At 65.8% G+C, this 14,092-nt stretch carries 13 protein-coding genes; 8 read left to right on the plus strand and 5 right to left on the minus strand.

The genetic code is table 11. From position 1 onward, the window contains the following. Positions 1 to 39 precede the first annotated feature (39 nt). Entirely contained in the window at positions 40 to 558 is a 519-nt protein-coding gene (locus tag EBB59_RS09660; RefSeq protein ID WP_122101950.1) for a GNAT family N-acetyltransferase, read from the plus strand. Positions 559 to 647: 89 nt separating this feature from the next. Then, on the plus strand, positions 648 to 1,460 hold the full coding sequence (locus tag EBB59_RS09665; protein ID WP_122101969.1) for a ferredoxin--NADP reductase: 813 nt from the start codon (positions 648 to 650) through the stop codon (positions 1,458 to 1,460). Positions 1,461 to 1,506: 46 nt separating this feature from the next. Here the strand turns inward: EBB59_RS09665 and EBB59_RS09670 are convergent, their stop codons facing one another. Continuing rightward, positions 1,507 to 1,935, minus strand: coding sequence for a CBS domain-containing protein (locus EBB59_RS09670; protein ID WP_122101951.1), 429 nt, complete (start codon positions 1,933 to 1,935; stop codon positions 1,507 to 1,509). Between the two features lie 165 nt (positions 1,936 to 2,100). Here EBB59_RS09670 and EBB59_RS09675 point away from each other — a divergent pair, with 165 nt between their 5' ends. The 3 genes from EBB59_RS09675 (at position 2,101) to EBB59_RS09685 (ending at position 5,342) form a co-directional block, all read left to right on the plus strand. Continuing rightward, a complete protein-coding gene (locus EBB59_RS09675; RefSeq protein ID WP_122101952.1) occupies positions 2,101 to 4,320 on the plus strand; it encodes a M3 family metallopeptidase in 2,220 nt (739 codons plus the stop codon). Between the two features lie 171 nt (positions 4,321 to 4,491). Further along, the gene (locus tag EBB59_RS09680) at positions 4,492 to 4,917 is read left to right on the plus strand and encodes a guanyl-specific ribonuclease (protein ID WP_122101953.1); all 426 of its coding nucleotides are present in this window, start codon (positions 4,492 to 4,494) and stop codon (positions 4,915 to 4,917) included. Further along, positions 4,914 to 5,342 (plus strand): barstar family protein, encoded by a 429-nt coding sequence (locus EBB59_RS09685; protein WP_122101954.1) that lies wholly within the window; start codon positions 4,914 to 4,916, stop codon positions 5,340 to 5,342. The genes EBB59_RS09680 and EBB59_RS09685 overlap by 4 nt, the downstream gene beginning before the upstream one ends. A 15-nt stretch (positions 5,343 to 5,357) precedes the next feature. On the opposite strand, the gene EBB59_RS09690 is transcribed toward EBB59_RS09685, so the two are convergent. Then, a complete protein-coding gene (locus EBB59_RS09690) occupies positions 5,358 to 7,235 on the minus strand; it encodes an ATP-binding cassette domain-containing protein (protein WP_122101955.1) in 1,878 nt (625 codons plus the stop codon). A 31-nt stretch (positions 7,236 to 7,266) separates the two neighbouring features. Continuing rightward, positions 7,267 to 8,826: a protein adenylyltransferase SelO gene (locus EBB59_RS09695; RefSeq protein WP_122101956.1), complete on the minus strand. Its 1,560-nt coding sequence runs from the start codon at positions 8,824 to 8,826 to the stop codon at positions 7,267 to 7,269. Positions 8,827 to 8,918: 92 nt separating this feature from the next. Here EBB59_RS09695 and EBB59_RS09700 point away from each other — a divergent pair, with 92 nt between their 5' ends. Together EBB59_RS09700 and EBB59_RS09705 are read left to right on the plus strand one after the other, a co-directional pair. After that, the gene (locus EBB59_RS09700) at positions 8,919 to 10,793 is read left to right on the plus strand and encodes a DEAD/DEAH box helicase (RefSeq protein WP_122101957.1); all 1,875 of its coding nucleotides are present in this window, start codon (positions 8,919 to 8,921) and stop codon (positions 10,791 to 10,793) included. Between the two features lie 71 nt (positions 10,794 to 10,864). Beyond that, positions 10,865 to 12,046: a BaiN/RdsA family NAD(P)/FAD-dependent oxidoreductase gene (locus EBB59_RS09705; RefSeq protein WP_122101958.1), complete on the plus strand. Its 1,182-nt coding sequence runs from the start codon at positions 10,865 to 10,867 to the stop codon at positions 12,044 to 12,046. 9 nt (positions 12,047 to 12,055) lie between these two features. Here the strand turns inward: EBB59_RS09705 and EBB59_RS13845 are convergent, their stop codons facing one another. Both EBB59_RS13845 and EBB59_RS09710 read right to left on the minus strand, forming a co-directional pair. Beyond that, a complete protein-coding gene (locus tag EBB59_RS13845; protein WP_158601771.1) occupies positions 12,056 to 12,208 on the minus strand; it encodes a hypothetical protein in 153 nt (50 codons plus the stop codon). After that, complete coding sequence (locus tag EBB59_RS09710) at positions 12,205 to 12,966, minus strand: sulfurtransferase (protein WP_122101959.1); 762 nt, start codon at positions 12,964 to 12,966, stop codon at positions 12,205 to 12,207. The genes EBB59_RS13845 and EBB59_RS09710 overlap by 4 nt, the downstream gene beginning before the upstream one ends. A 438-nt stretch (positions 12,967 to 13,404) precedes the next feature. On the opposite strand from EBB59_RS09710, the gene EBB59_RS09715 reads away from it, so the two are divergent. Beyond that, positions 13,405 to 13,923 (plus strand): hypothetical protein, encoded by a 519-nt coding sequence (locus EBB59_RS09715; RefSeq protein WP_122101960.1) that lies wholly within the window; start codon positions 13,405 to 13,407, stop codon positions 13,921 to 13,923. Positions 13,924 to 14,092 lie beyond the last annotated feature (169 nt).

Genomic DNA, 14,092 nt, shown 5'->3' on the forward strand with positions numbered 1-14,092 from the left:
GGATACAGAAAATGACCGCCACCCGCCGGGAGAATCCGCATGAATGCCGTGAATCAGCCGACCCGCCTCGACGACGGCCGTGAAGTCGAGATCCGCCGCATCGGCCCGCAAGACCATGCCGCCAAGCGCGATTTCATCATGGCGCTGTCGCCACGAATGCGCCGTTATCGCTTTCTCGAACAGATTAACGAACCCAGCGAGGAACTACTGAAGCGGCTGACCGACATCGACCATGTCGACGACGAAGCCTTCGTCGCCATCGCCCGCGACGAAACCGGGGCCGGTCGCATCGTCGGCGTCTCGCGCTACTCGGTCGGCAACGCCCCGGACTCCTGCGAAATCGCCCTGGTGGTGCTGGACGAATGGCGCCCGAGCAATCTCAAGCAAGTACTGCTTGGCCGGCTGACCGAAGCCGCCCGCGCGCGCGGCCTGAAGCGGATGGTCTCGGTGGACAGCACGGACAACCGTTACATGCACGAGTTCGCACCCGCGCATGGTTTCGACTGCGTGCCCGACCCGGAAGATTCAACCCAGGTGCTCTACATCCGCACGCTTTGAAGCGCCTCGCGCGGGCGCGGGTTTGCCGTGAATCAAACCCCCTCGCGCGCAGTCGCTAGAATATGCGAACCATTCTCAACAGTTCGCCCATGTCCGAATCCCCATACATCACCGAGACCGTCCTCGAAGTGCATCACTGGACGGATGCCTACTTCAGCTTCACCACCACCCGCGACCCCGGCCTGCGCTTCGAAAACGGCCAGTTCGTGATGATCGGGCTGGAAGTGGAAACCGCCGACGGCCGTGTCAAGCCGCTGGTCCGGGCGTATTCGGTGGCCAGCGCCAACTGGGCCGAAACCCTGCACTTCTTCAGCATCAAGGTGCAGGATGGCCCATTGACCTCACGCCTCCAGCACCTGAAGCCGGGCGACAAGCTGCTGGTCAGCCGCAAGCCCACCGGCACCCTGTTGATCTCCGACCTGCATCCGGGCCGCAACCTGTATCTGCTGGGCACCGGCACCGGCCTGGCGCCGTGGCTGTCGGTGGCGCAGGACCCGGAAACCTACGAACGCTTCGAGAAAGTCATCGTCTGCCACGGCGTACGCAGCGTGGAAGACCTGGCCTACCGCGAGTTCTTCGAGCACGAATTGCCGAACCACGAATTCCTCGGCGATATCGTCCGCGACAAACTGCTGTATTTCCCGGCCGTCTCGCGCGAAGCGTTCGAGTACCGCGGCCACGATCACCGGGGCCGCATCACCGAGATGCTGGCCGATGGCCGCACCGCGCGCTTCCTCGGCCTCGATCCGCTGGACGCGGCGCACGACCGCGCGATGGTCTGCGGCAGCCCCGCGATGCTGGCGGATTTCCGTGCCCTGCTCGATGGTCGCGGCTTCAACGCCGCGCCGCGTATCGGCACGCCGGGCGAATACGTGTTCGAACGCGCGTTCGTCGAGAAATGAACCGCCGCCGCGGCGGATGCGTCCCCGCCGCGACAAATATGCCGGATTAGCGCTTGCCTGGTTCCGAGACTTCCTTCACCACCTGCGCGGTGGCTTCGTCCTTGCCGGCGCGCGCCAGGTCAGCCAGGGCGGCGATGCCGGCCAGCCGGCCCTCGCCATCCACCACGATCACCCGGCGAATCTTCTCCGCCTCCATCACGCAGGTGGCATCCCTGAGCGAAGTGGCGGTGTCGATCGTCCTGACCGGCGAAGTCATGGCCTGCCCGGCGGTGGCGCTGCTGGCGTCCCCGCCACCGGCGACGACACGGGTGACGATATCCCGATCAGTCACCGCGCCGATCGGTTTGCCGCCCTCGTCCACCACCGGGATCATCCCGCAATCGTTGTCGACCATCATCCGTGCGACCTCCCGCAAGGCGGTTCCAGGCTGGCAGCTCACGGGGCTTGAAGTCATGACGCTGGTGATGTCGGCCATCGGAAATCCTCTCTCGTGTGAAGAGCGGGCAGCATCGCCAGCGCCGGGTCTCCGCGACGTGAAGCGCGCAAGCTGCGTTCAGCTCCGGCCTGACTTTTCGCCCATGCCTTCGGCTTCGCCAATGCAGTACCCTGCCCGGTTCCAACGATGAACAGAGGTCAGTCGATGACATCACGAATTCCCCGCCGCCCGCTCGCGGGCGCCCTTTCGCTCGCCATCGCCACCACACTCGCGGCTTGCGCGAGTGCGCCGGCCGGCCAGCAGTCACCCGCCCCCGCGACGAGCAGCGCCATGTCCCCCCAGACCACCAACCCGTTCTTCGCCGAAAGCAGCCTCGAACTGCGTTATCCGCATTTCGACAAGATCAAGGACAGCGATTTTGCGCCCGCCTTCGACCAGGGCATGGCCGAGCAACTGAAGGAAGTCGAGGCCATCGCCGACAACCCGCAACCTCCGACCTTCGAGAACACCATCGTGGCGATGGAGAAATCCGGGAAAACCCTCGACCGCGCCACCGCCGTGTTCTTCAACCTCAACGGCACCGACACCAACGACGCCCGCAAGAAACTGCAATCCGACTACGCGCCGAAGTTCTCCGCCCACGGCGACGCCATCCGCCTGAACCCGAAGCTCTTCGCGCGCATCAAGGCGCTGTACGACCAGCGCGCCACGCTGGGGCTGGATGCCGAAAGCCTGCGACTGCTCGAGCGTTACCACGATGATTTCGTGCGCGCCGGCGCGGCGCTCGACGACGCCCAGAAGACGCGGATGAAGGCCATCAACTCGCGCATGGCCGCGCTCGGTACCCAATTCAGCCAGAACGTACTGGCCGAAGTGAACGACTCCGCCGTGGTGGTCGAGACCCGCGAGGAACTGGCCGGCCTGACCGATGCACAGATCGATGCCGCCGCGGCCGCCGCCAAATCGCGCAACATGGCGGGCAAGTACGTCATCACTCTGCTCAACACCACCGGCCAGCCGCCGTTGTCGCAGCTGGAAAACCGCGCGCTGCGCGAACGCATCCACAAGGCGTCGGTCAACCGCGGCAGCCGCGGCAACCGCTGGGACAACACCGGTATCGTCGCCGAGATGACCCGCTTGCGCGCCGAACGCGCCGCCATGCTGGGTTATCCGGATTTCGCCAGCTTCTCGCTGGCCAACCAGACCGCCGCCAACAAGGAAGCGGTCAACCGCATGCTGGCACAGCTGGCCCCGGCGGCCGTGGCAAATGCCCGCCGCGAGGGCGCCGAGCTGCAAAAGATGATCGACGCCGAGCAGAAGGCCAAAGGCCAGCCGAGCTTCGAACTGGCGCCCTGGGACTGGGATTTCTACAGCGAGAAAGTACGCAAGGCCAAGTACGACTTCGACGAAGCCCAGCTAAAGCCCTACCTGGAGATGAAGAACGTGCTGGAAAACGGCGTGTTCTTCGCCGCCAACCAGTTCTACGGCATTTCCTTCAAGGAGCGTGGCGACCTGCCCAAGTACCACCCGGATACCTGGACCTACGACGTCTTCGACCGCGACGGGTCGAAGCTGGCGATCTTCATCTTCGACCCGTATGCGCGCGAATCCAAGCGCGGCGGTGCCTGGATGAACAGCTACGTGCGGCAATCGCGGCTGGAAGGCACCCAGCCGGTGGTGGCCAACCACCAGAACATCACTAAGCCGCCGGCGGGCCAACCCACCCTGCTGACCTGGGACGAAGTGAACACGATGTTCCACGAATTCGGGCATGCCCTGCACGGGATGTTCTCGAACGTGCGGTATCCGTATTTCTCGGGCACCAGCGTGCCGCGCGATTTCGTCGAATTCCCCTCGCAAGTCAACGAGATGTGGGCCGACTGGCCCTCGATCCTGGCCAATTACGCCAAGCACCACCAGACCGGCGCGCCGATGCCGGCTGAACTGCTGAAGAAGGTCGAAGCCGCCGCGAAGTTCAACGAAGGCTTCCGCACCACCGAATACCTCGGCTCCGCCCTGCTCGACCAGCGCTGGCACCAGGTGCCGGCCGAGCGGTTGCCGCAGGCATCGGGCGTGATGGCCTACGAGGCCAAGGCGCTGAAGGACGTCGGCCTGGACTATGCCGCGGTGCCGCCCCGTTACCGCACACCGTACTTCAGCCACATCATGGGCGGCTACGCGGCCGGCTACTACGCTTACATCTGGTCGGAAGTACTGGACGCCAACACCGTGAAGTGGATCCGCGAAAACGGCGGGCTGACCCGCGCCAATGGCGACCGCCTGCGCGAGCGCCTGCTCTCGCAGGGCGGCAGCAAGGACGCGATGGTGCTGTTCCGCGACTTCACGGGCGGCAAGAACCCGGACATCCAGCCGCTGCTGGAGCGTCGGGGCCTGAGCGCGCCCACCCAACCGGCAACGCCCTGAGCGCGTTGCGGCAAGCCACGGAAACCGGGCCTCGCGCCCGGTTTTCCATGGCGCCGGAATGCCGCGACCGGATTCGATGCGCGTTGATTCCCCGCCCTGTCAGGCCCGGACTTTCCCCACATCCGTCATGATTCCGTCTCCCACCCGCGCCGATGGCCCGGAGCCTTGCCGATGAAAATCCGCCTCTGGCCGATCACCCTGCTGTTCGTCGGGCTATGGCTGTTCCTTGGCCAGCCCTGGCGTCCTTCAACGGCGCCCGCGCCGGCTACCCATGACACGCCGGCCGAGCCACTGCCGGTACCTTCTCCCACCGATGGCTTGCCGGCCACGCCGTTACCGCGCGAAGCCCTCGACACCATCGCCCTGATCCAGCGCGGGGGGCCGTTTCCGTACCGGCAGGATGGCAGCGTGTTCGGCAATCGCGAACGCCGCCTGCCGGACAAACCCCGCGGCTGGTACCGCGAATACACCGTGAAGACACCGGGCTTGAGTCACCGCGGCGCGCGGCGGATCGTCACCGGCGGCGACCCGCCCGACGCCTGGTACTACACCGACGACCATTACGAACGCTTCCGCCGCGTCGAGGTGCCGCGATGAACGGCCAACAGCCCGCGCTCGACCTGCGCGATACCCGCCAGGCCGGCCTGTACCGAGTGATGCGGACGGACGTACCGGCGCTCCTGACGATCGCCCGTGAAGAAGGCATCGCCACTCACGACATCGATCTCAACGGGATTACCGACAAGGACGCCCTGCTCGCCCATATCCATTCGGCACTGGATTTTCCCGAAGACTGGGGCCGCAATTGGGATGCGCTGGAGGACGGGCTGCGCGACCTGTCCTGGCTGGGCCGGCCGACGCCCCGGCTCCTGCTCTGGCATGGGCTTGAAAACCTGCAAGCCGCCGCACCGGCTTGCGAAACCAGGCTGTGCGAAATCCTCGAAGAGAGCAGCGCCTTCTGGGCCGGCCAGGGCGTCGCCTTCTGGTCGCTGGCAAGCATGGTGGCGCCGCTGCCGCCCTGAGCCACGGGCGGGATATCAGCCGTCCAGTGCCTGCCAACGCTCGTAGGCGGCTTCCAGTTCCGCCTGCATGGCGGCAAGCAGCGCGTTATCGGCCTGCACCTTGGCCGCGTCGCGCTGGAAATAGCCGGGGTCGTTCATCCGCTCGCCATGCTCGGCGATCCGCGCCTCCAAAGCCTCGATCCTGCCAGGCAGGGCTTCCAGTTCGCGCGCGTCCTTGTAGCTCAACTTCTTCTTCGCCAATGGCGGCATGGGCGCCGCGGCCTCATTCCTCGCCGCCGCTTCGCGCGCGGGCCTGGCTTCGGGCGATGGCGGCCGCGGCCGTTGACGCAGCCAATCGTCATAGCCGCCGACGTATTCGCCGATGCGGCCCTCTCCCTCCATCACCAGCGTGGAAGTGACCACGTTGTCGAGGAAATCCCGGTCGTGGCTGACCAGGAGCAGCGTGCCGTCGTAGTCGGCCAGCAGTTCTTCCAGCAACTCCAGCGTTTCCACGTCGAGATCGTTGGTCGGCTCGTCCATCACCAACAGGTTGGAGGGCTGCGCGAACAGCTTGGCCAGCAGCAGACGGTTGCGTTCGCCGCCCGAGAGCCGCGTGATGGGCGCGCGGGCGCGTTCGGGGGTGAACAGAAAATCCTGCAAATACCCCAGCACATGCTTGCGACGCCCGCCGATCTCGACGCTGTCGCTGCCCTCGGCCACGTTCTCCATCGCGTTCCAGTCCTCGCGCAGCGTGGCGCGGTACTGGTCGAAATAGGCGATCCGCAACTGCGTGCCCTGGCGCACTTCGCCCGCTGCCGGTGCAAGCTCACCCAGCAGCAGCTTGAGCAGCGTGGTCTTGCCGCTGCCGTTCGGGCCGATCAGCCCGATGCGGTCGCCGCGCAGGATCGTCGTGCCGAAATCGCGCACCAGCGTGCGTGCGCCATGGGCGAACGAGAGGTCTTTCGCCTCGATCACCTTTTTCCCCGACGCCTGCGCCCCGGCCACTTCCATCCGCACCTTGCCGAGCTGTTCGCGGCGTTGGGCGCGCTCGCTGCGCATCGTCTTCAGGCGGCGCACGCGGCCTTCGTCTCGGGTGCGGCGGGCCTTGATGCCCTGCCGTATCCATACTTCCTCCTGCGCCAGGAATTTGTCGAAGCGGGCGTTTTCCTGCGCCTCGGCATTGAGGCGTTCCTCGCGCCGGCGCAGATAGTTGCCCCAATCGCCAGGCCAACTGGTAAGCCGGCCCCGGTCGATCTCGACGATGCGGGTGGCGAGCGCCCGCAGAAAGCGGCGGTCGTGAGTGACGAAGACCAGCGCGCCGCTCCACTGCTTGAGAAAGCCCTCCAGCCAGTCGATGGCCTCGATATCGAGATGGTTGGTCGGCTCGTCCAGCAACAGCAGATCCGGCTCGGCCACCAGCGCGCGCGCCAGCAGCACCCGCCGCTTCATACCGCCGGAGAGCCGGGCGAAGTCGGCATCGCCATCCAGCTCCAGCCGCTGCAATACATCCTCGACCCGACGATCCAGCGACCAGCCCTGCGCGGCCTCGATTTCGCCCTGCACGCGGGCGAGCGCGCCGGTATCCACCTCGGCCTCGTGGATCAGATGGTGATAGCGCGCCAACAACGCGCCGACATCGCCCAGGCCGCGCGCCACCACGTCGAACACGCTGCCCAGCGCATCCCGCGGCACTTCTTGTTCCAGACGGGCGATACGGCGGCCGGACTCGACGCGGATGTCGCCATCGTCGGGTTTCAGCTCGCCGGCGATCAGCTTCATCAACGTGGATTTACCGGCGCCGTTGCGCCCGATCAGGGCGATGCGCTCGCCCGGCTCGATGGCGAAATCGATCTTGTCCAGCAGCAGCGGGCCGCCGATGCTGAAATCGACGGCGTTGAGGGTAATCAAGGGCATGCGCGGATTCTACCGGCCGTGCCCCGCGCCATCACGACGAGCACGACAACATCGAGCAGCCGGCCTTGTGGCGCGCCCACTCCGGGCGCTTGCCGGCCAACGCCTCGCGCCCCGGCTGTTCGTCGTAGGGGTGCCGCATCACCTCCAGCAACTCGGCGATGCCGCTTTCGTCGCCGCCCTCGGCGCGCTCGATCGCCCGCTGCGTCAGCCAGTTGCGCGGGATGTAGCGGGGGTTGGCCCGCCGCATGATGGCGTGCCTCGCATCGGCGCCGAGCGGGTCGTCGGCAACGCGCTGGCGATAGCGCACAAGCCACGCCGTCAGCGCGTCGGCAGAGGCGTCACGCTTGGCTTCGTCGTAGAAGGCGGCGGAGAAATGCGCGGGCGTCAGCGCCCCGGCTTCGGTATCGCCCAGGGCGCGGAAGAAGATCGTCATGTCCACTTCGGTCTTGTGCATCCACGCCTGCAAATCGCGCATCAGCGCCATCGCGGGCCGATCGCACTCGGCCAACCCCAGTTTGCGGGCGATGTTGAGGGCGTCGATGCGGGCGAAGGCCTGGCCATAGGCGCTCAGCCCGGCATGCAATGGCGCGGCATCGGCCAGCAAGGGCGACAGCGCGACCGCCAACTGCTGCAAATTCCACAGCGCGATGCGCGGCTGCCAGCCGAAACGGTAACGGCGGCCGTGGGCATCGGTGGTGTTGGGGGTGAAATCGGGATCGTAATCGTCGATCCAGCCGTAGGGACCGTAATCGATGGTGAGGCCGAGCACGCTCATGTTGTCGGTATTCATCACGCCATGAACGAAACCGACGCGCATCCATTCGGCCACCAGCCGAGCGGTGTGCTCGGCGATTCCGTGGAACCACGCGGCGTAACGCGGCACGTCCGCCAAACCGGCCAGATGGGGATAGTCGCGTTCGATGCAGAAATCGGCGAGCTGGCGCAACAGGCCGACATCGCCACGCGAGGCCGGCAACTCGAAATGCCCGAAGCGCAGGAACGAAGGTGCCACTCGGCAGACGACCGCGCCCGGCTCGGGCCGCGGGTGACCGTCGTAGAACATGTCGCGCAGCACCGGCTCGCCGGTCGCCACCAGCGACAGGGCGCGGGTGGTGGGGATGCCGAGATGGTGCATGGCCTCGCTGCAAAGGAATTCGCGGATCGACGAACGCAGCACCGCGCGGCCATCGGCGTGGCGCGAGTACGGCGTCGGCCCGGCGCCCTTCAACTGCCATTCCCAGTGCCGGCCATCGGGCGCGACGGCCTCGCCCAACGTGATCGCGCGGCCGTCGCCCAACTGCCCGGCCCAACCGCCGAACTGGTGGCCACCGTAATTCGTCGCATGCGGCCGCATGCCGGGCAGGAGCGCATTGCCGGCGAAGACCTGCGCGAATTCGGGCGATGCCGCGTCCGCCATCGTCAGGCCCAAGGTCGCCAGCATGTCCGCCGAGACCGCGACGACACGCGGCGCCGCCACCGGCGTCGGTCTCACCGCCGACCAGACCGCCCCTTCGACTTGGCGGGGGCGGTCGTCGTCGTCGGGGTCGCGCGGCAACGCGCGCGGAAGCCGGTTGTCGAATCGGATGTCCATCCGCCGGATATGGGGACGATCCCCCGGGATTCAGCGGGGAGAGGCGTAGAATGGGCCGTCCCATCATTTGCGCCATGCGCAGGAGTCCCGCCATGAGCGCCGAACAAGAATCCCCTATCCCGACTTTCGCCGAACTCGACCTGCCCGCGCCGATCCTGAAAGCCTTGGCCGACGTCGGCTACGAATCACCCTCGCCGATCCAGGCCGCCACCATTCCCCCGCTACTCGAAGGCCGCGACGTGTTGGGCCAGGCGCAGACCGGCACCGGCAAGACCGCCGCCTTCGCCCTGCCGATCCTGGCCCGCATCGAGCCCAAACTTGCCGCCCCGCAGGCGCTGGTGCTGGCGCCGACCCGCGAACTGGCCATCCAGGTGGCCGAGGCGTTCCAGAAATACGCCGGCCACCTGCCCGGCTTCCACGTACTGCCGATCTACGGCGGCCAGAGCTATACCCCGCAATTGCAGGCGCTGCGCCGTGGCGTGCAGGTGGTGGTGGGTACGCCCGGCCGGGTGATCGATCACCTCGAACGCGGCTCGCTGGATTTGTCGAAACTGCGTGCCCTGGTGCTCGACGAAGCCGACGAAATGCTGCGCATGGGCTTCGTCGACGATGTCGAGGCGGTCATGCAGAAAGCCCCGCCGCAGCGGCAGATCGCGCTGTTCTCGGCCACCATGCCGCCGCCGATCAAGCGCATCGCCCAGACATATCTGCGCAACCCCGTGGAAGTGGCGATCAAGGCCACCACCACCACCGGCGAGAACATCCGCCAGCGCTACTGGCTGGTCAGCGGCCTGCACAAGTTGGATGCGATCACCCGCATCCTCGAAGCCGAACCGTTCGACGCCATGATCGTGTTCGCCCGCACCAAACTGGGCACCGAGGAGCTGGCGGAAAAACTCACCGCGCGCGGTATCGCGGCCGCCGCGATCAATGGCGACATGGATCAGAAATCGCGCGAGCGCACCATCCAGCGGTTGAAGGACGGCCAGCTCGACGTGCTGGTCGCCACCGACGTCGCCGCGCGCGGACTGGACGTGGAGCGCATCACCCATGTGCTCAATTACGACATTCCCTACGACACCGAGAGCTACGTCCACCGTATCGGCCGGACCGGCCGCGCCGGGCGCAAGGGCGAGGCCATCCTGTTCGTGACCCCGCGCGAGCGCGGCATGCTGCGCGCTATCGAACGCGCCACCCGGCAGCCGATCGAACCAATGCAATTGCCCAGCGCCGAGGACGTCAACCAGCAACGCATCGGCCGTTTCCAGGACCGCATCAGCAGCGCGCTCGACGGCCCGGATACGCTGCTGTTCCGCGAATTGTTGGAAGCCTACGAGCGCGAGCGGAACGTGCCGATGGCGGAAATCGCCGCCGCGCTGGCGCAGATGCTGCAAGGCGATACCCCGCTATTCCTGCCCAACGACCCGCCACCGCCGCCGCCGCGCGAAAAACGCGAACGCCCCGCGCGCGGCGACGATTACGCCCCCAAGGCCCGCGAAAGCGAACGTACGCCGCGCCAGCCCCGTCCCGCCCATGACGGCCCCGACGCGGGCATGGAAACCTTCCGCATCGACGTCGGCTACGCGCACGGCGTGAAGCCGGGCAACATCGTCGGCGCCATCGCCAACGAGGCCGAGCTCGAAGCGCGCTACATCGGCCGCGTCGACATCCGCACCGATTACAGCCTGGTCGACCTGCCCGAAGGCATGCCGCGAGAGCTGCTGCAATTCATGCAGAACGTGCGCGTGGCCGGCCGGCCGATCCGCATGCGCCGCGCCGAGGCCGCCGACCTCGAACAACAGGACGAGCCACCGCGTTTCGCCCGCAAGCCGCGCTTTGGCGATGGCGAGGCGCGCCCGCGCAAGCCCGGCTTCGGCAATGGCGAACGCAAACCCGGCAAGCCCGGCTTCAAGAAGCGCGCCGGCTTCGGCAAGGGCGGTCTGCCGAAATCGCGGACGCCCCGATAACCTGATCATCCCCGGCCGTGGCGGGCATCGCCCTGTCTCGGCGGCGGCGAGTCGATCGCGCAGGGAACACGATGCGATTCTCCCATGACGTCCTCATCATCGGCGGCGGTGCGGCCGGCCTGATGTGCGCACTGACGGCCGGCCAACGCGGCCGCCGCGCCCTGGTGATCGAACACGCCGAACGCTGCGGCAAAAAAATCCTGATGTCCGGCGGCGGACGCTGCAATTTCACCAACACCGGCGCCTCGCCCGCCCAGTACCTGTCGGCCAATCCGCACTTCTGCAAATCGGCGCTGGCCCGCTGCACGCCGGCGGATTTCATCGCGATGGTCGAGCGCCACGGCATCGGCTATCACGAAAAGGAACTGGGGCAATTGTTTTGCGACGAATCCTCCAGGCAGATCGTGCGCATGCTGTTGGACGAATGCGAATGGGGCGGGGTGCAAATCGAAACCGGCTGCGATGTGGAATCACTGGAGCAAGACGCCCACGGCTTTGTCCTTCGTGGTTCGCGTGGCGTGTTTCGCGCGCCTTCGCTGGTGGTGGCGAGTGGCGGCTTGTCGATCCCGCGCATGGGCGCGACCGGCCTTGGCTACCAGATCGCCCGCCAGTTCGGTCACGCCGTGTTGCCGATCCGTGCCGGACTGGTGCCGCTCACGCTCTCCGGCACGCATCTGGAGCGTCTGGCCGGCCTCAGCGGCCTCGCCTTCCCTGTCGAAGCGCGCTGTGGAAAATACGCGTTCACGAACGCGATGCTGATTACCCACCGCGGCCTCAGCGGCCCGGCGATCCTCCAGATCAGCTCGTACTGGCGCGAAGGCGACACGCTGGCCATCGACCTGCTACCGGCACACGACATCCCCGATCTGCTCGCGCGCTGGCAACGCGAACGCCGCGACGCGCAGTTGCAGACCCTGCTGGCCGAACAGTTGCCGAAACGCTTCGCCCAACGGCTAACCGAACACTGGCTGCCCAACCGGGCCATGCGGCAATTCGACACGCGCGAACTCGATTCGGTGGCGAACACGCTGGAAAACTGGCCACTGACCGCCAGCGGCACCGAGGGCTACCGCACCGCCGAGGTCACGCTCGGCGGCGTGGATACCGACGGCCTGTCTTCATCCACGATGATGTCCAAGCACGTCCCCGGACTGTACTTCATCGGTGAGGTGGTGGACGTCAGCGGCTGGCTGGGCGGCTACAACTTCCAGTGGGCATGGGCGTCGGGCCGCGCGGCGGGCATGGCGGTCTAGCCGCCCCCGCTACGGCAACGGCCAGCCAAACACGCTGGCGAAGAAGAAATAGGCGATACCCGCCAACAGCAGCCATAGCGTGACCTTGAGCATCATGCCGATCACCTTCACCGCCATCCAGGCGACGATCACCCCGATCAGCAGCAGCGCCCACTCGTTCACTGCCGCACCGGCGGCGCGATGACCGGCTCGTCACGCAGCGGGCGCAATTCCGGGTCAAGGGCGATGCGCTCGTCGAACACGAAACAGCCACCCTCGTAACCCATGCCACCGACCTCTTCGAAATAACGCAGGATGCCGCCCTCCAACTGCGATACGTTTTCCAGGCCGATATCACGCATCCACGGTGCCGCCTTCTCGCAACGAATGCCGCCCGTGCAGAAGCTCACCACGGTGGCATCGCGCAATTCCCCGCGGATCGCTTCGACGGCGGCCGGCAGGTCGTTGAAATTATCGATCGGCAGCGTGCGCGCGCCCCTGAAAGTGCCATAGCCGATCTCCTCGCGGTTTCGGGTATCCAGCAGCAGCAATGGCTTGCCGGCATCGTCGTGACCGGCCTCGATCCAGCGTGCCAGCGTCTTCGCCGCCACCGAAGGCACGCGCGCCTCGCCAATACCGGCCGGACGACCGGCGAACGACACGATCTCGCGCTTGCGCTTCACCTTCAACCGCGCGAACGGCACATGCCGGCTCCAGCTTTCCTTCGCCACGATCCCCGAGAAACGCGGGTCGGCACGCAGCCAGTCCAGAAACCCGCGCACCGCGTCTTCATCGCCAGCCAGGAACAGATTGATGCCCTCGCCCGCCACCAGCACGCTGCCACGCAATCCACGCGCCTGGCATTCGGTACGCATGCGGGCCGCCAATGCGGGCACGTCGGCAATCGGGACAAAGTGGTAGGCGGCAATATTGAGTTTCATCGGGCCATTTTATCCGCGCGGCGCACCGCCACGAGACGCCCGGGCAGATCGTCGCGTCGCACTGCGCTGGTGCTAGTGCTGGCGATTCCGGCCACCATCGAATCAAGCAGCGCTTTTCTTATCCCGCCACTGCCCACCGCGTTCCAGCCCAGCCAAGCACCCACGCACAGCACCGACCTCAATTGCCGTGATCCCACCGAGGTGACATCAGCCTTTTAGATCATGCTAGCTTGCAAGTCAAGGAGGGGAATGACGATGACACGCTCAGCACTCTTGCTGTTATCGGCCGCCGCGCTTGCCGCCTGCGCCGGGCCGACCCGCGCCGTACAAACCGGCGCTTCACCACCACAGAGCCACCTGCCCGACGCAAGGCCGCCAGCCGGCCCGCCCGGCAACCATGCCGCCCCCCCGCCCGCAAAGCCCCAGGAGAATCCCGCGATGAACACTCAGGAAGCCCAGATCCCCCCCAACCCGACACTGAGCGCGGAAGAGGTGGGGCGACGTTTCCTGAAGTTCATCGAAGGCGTGGAATCCCGGGGTGACATCACCCTTGAGCGGGTTCAGGAGGTGATGGGGTTGACACTAAAAAGAAGACCAATTGACAGAGGGTTCTTCCACACCCAGTCCCTAATTGGGGATTGGAGCTACGTCATTATCCTATGGCCGCACCCCGAAGAGGAAATGAGAAACTCATTAAATCTTGAGTTTATCAATAAGATAAATCAATTTTCCGACATGCTGCCAATATGTGGCCTAAGCTTCGAGGGATACCATAAGGCCCTACTATCATTCGGGTATTCTGAAATTTTCAGATATGACAAGATCGGCCGGCTGTCCGGTGTTAGTTACAGCAAAGGGAACATGCATGTTGGAATCACCCCTGAGCTTAAAGTATTCCCAAACGGGAAGGCGTACCCCACATGCGTTCGGCGCATTGGGCTATTAGCCCCATACTGAAGGGAGACGATCATGACGCAGACACAAGCAAACCCGCAGCTCGAAGCCATCCTCGTCCAATTCGGCCAACAACCTGGCATATCTCCCGACCAGGAAGCCCAGCTACGCGCAGCCATCCTATCCGATACCGAACTGCTCGGAAAACTGAACCTGGCCACACAGAACAGTC

Origin of the sequence: Solilutibacter pythonis (genome assembly GCF_003697345.1) — a bacterium.
GTDB lineage: Bacteria > Pseudomonadota > Gammaproteobacteria > Xanthomonadales > Xanthomonadaceae > Solilutibacter > Solilutibacter pythonis.

What these genes read in the sequence shown, in the direction of transcription:
- EBB59_RS09660 (WP_122101950.1), top strand. Translation starts at nt 40, where the DNA reads ATGAATGCCGTGAATCAGCCGACCCGCCTCGACGACGGCCGTGAAGTC.
- EBB59_RS09665 (WP_122101969.1), top strand. Translation starts at nt 648, where the DNA reads ATGTCCGAATCCCCATACATCACCGAGACCGTCCTCGAAGTGCATCAC.
- EBB59_RS09670 (WP_122101951.1), bottom strand. Translation starts at nt 1,935, where the DNA reads ATGGCCGACATCACCAGCGTCATGACTTCAAGCCCCGTGAGCTGCCAG.
- EBB59_RS09675 (WP_122101952.1), top strand. Translation starts at nt 2,101, where the DNA reads ATGACATCACGAATTCCCCGCCGCCCGCTCGCGGGCGCCCTTTCGCTC.
- EBB59_RS09680 (WP_122101953.1), top strand. Translation starts at nt 4,492, where the DNA reads ATGAAAATCCGCCTCTGGCCGATCACCCTGCTGTTCGTCGGGCTATGG.
- EBB59_RS09685 (WP_122101954.1), top strand. Translation starts at nt 4,914, where the DNA reads ATGAACGGCCAACAGCCCGCGCTCGACCTGCGCGATACCCGCCAGGCC.
- EBB59_RS09690 (WP_122101955.1), bottom strand. Translation starts at nt 7,235, where the DNA reads ATGCCCTTGATTACCCTCAACGCCGTCGATTTCAGCATCGGCGGCCCG.
- EBB59_RS09695 (WP_122101956.1), bottom strand. Translation starts at nt 8,826, where the DNA reads ATGGACATCCGATTCGACAACCGGCTTCCGCGCGCGTTGCCGCGCGAC.
- EBB59_RS09700 (WP_122101957.1), top strand. Translation starts at nt 8,919, where the DNA reads ATGAGCGCCGAACAAGAATCCCCTATCCCGACTTTCGCCGAACTCGAC.
- EBB59_RS09705 (WP_122101958.1), top strand. Translation starts at nt 10,865, where the DNA reads ATGCGATTCTCCCATGACGTCCTCATCATCGGCGGCGGTGCGGCCGGC.
- EBB59_RS09710 (WP_122101959.1), bottom strand. Translation starts at nt 12,966, where the DNA reads ATGAAACTCAATATTGCCGCCTACCACTTTGTCCCGATTGCCGACGTG.
- EBB59_RS09715 (WP_122101960.1), top strand. Translation starts at nt 13,405, where the DNA reads ATGAACACTCAGGAAGCCCAGATCCCCCCCAACCCGACACTGAGCGCG.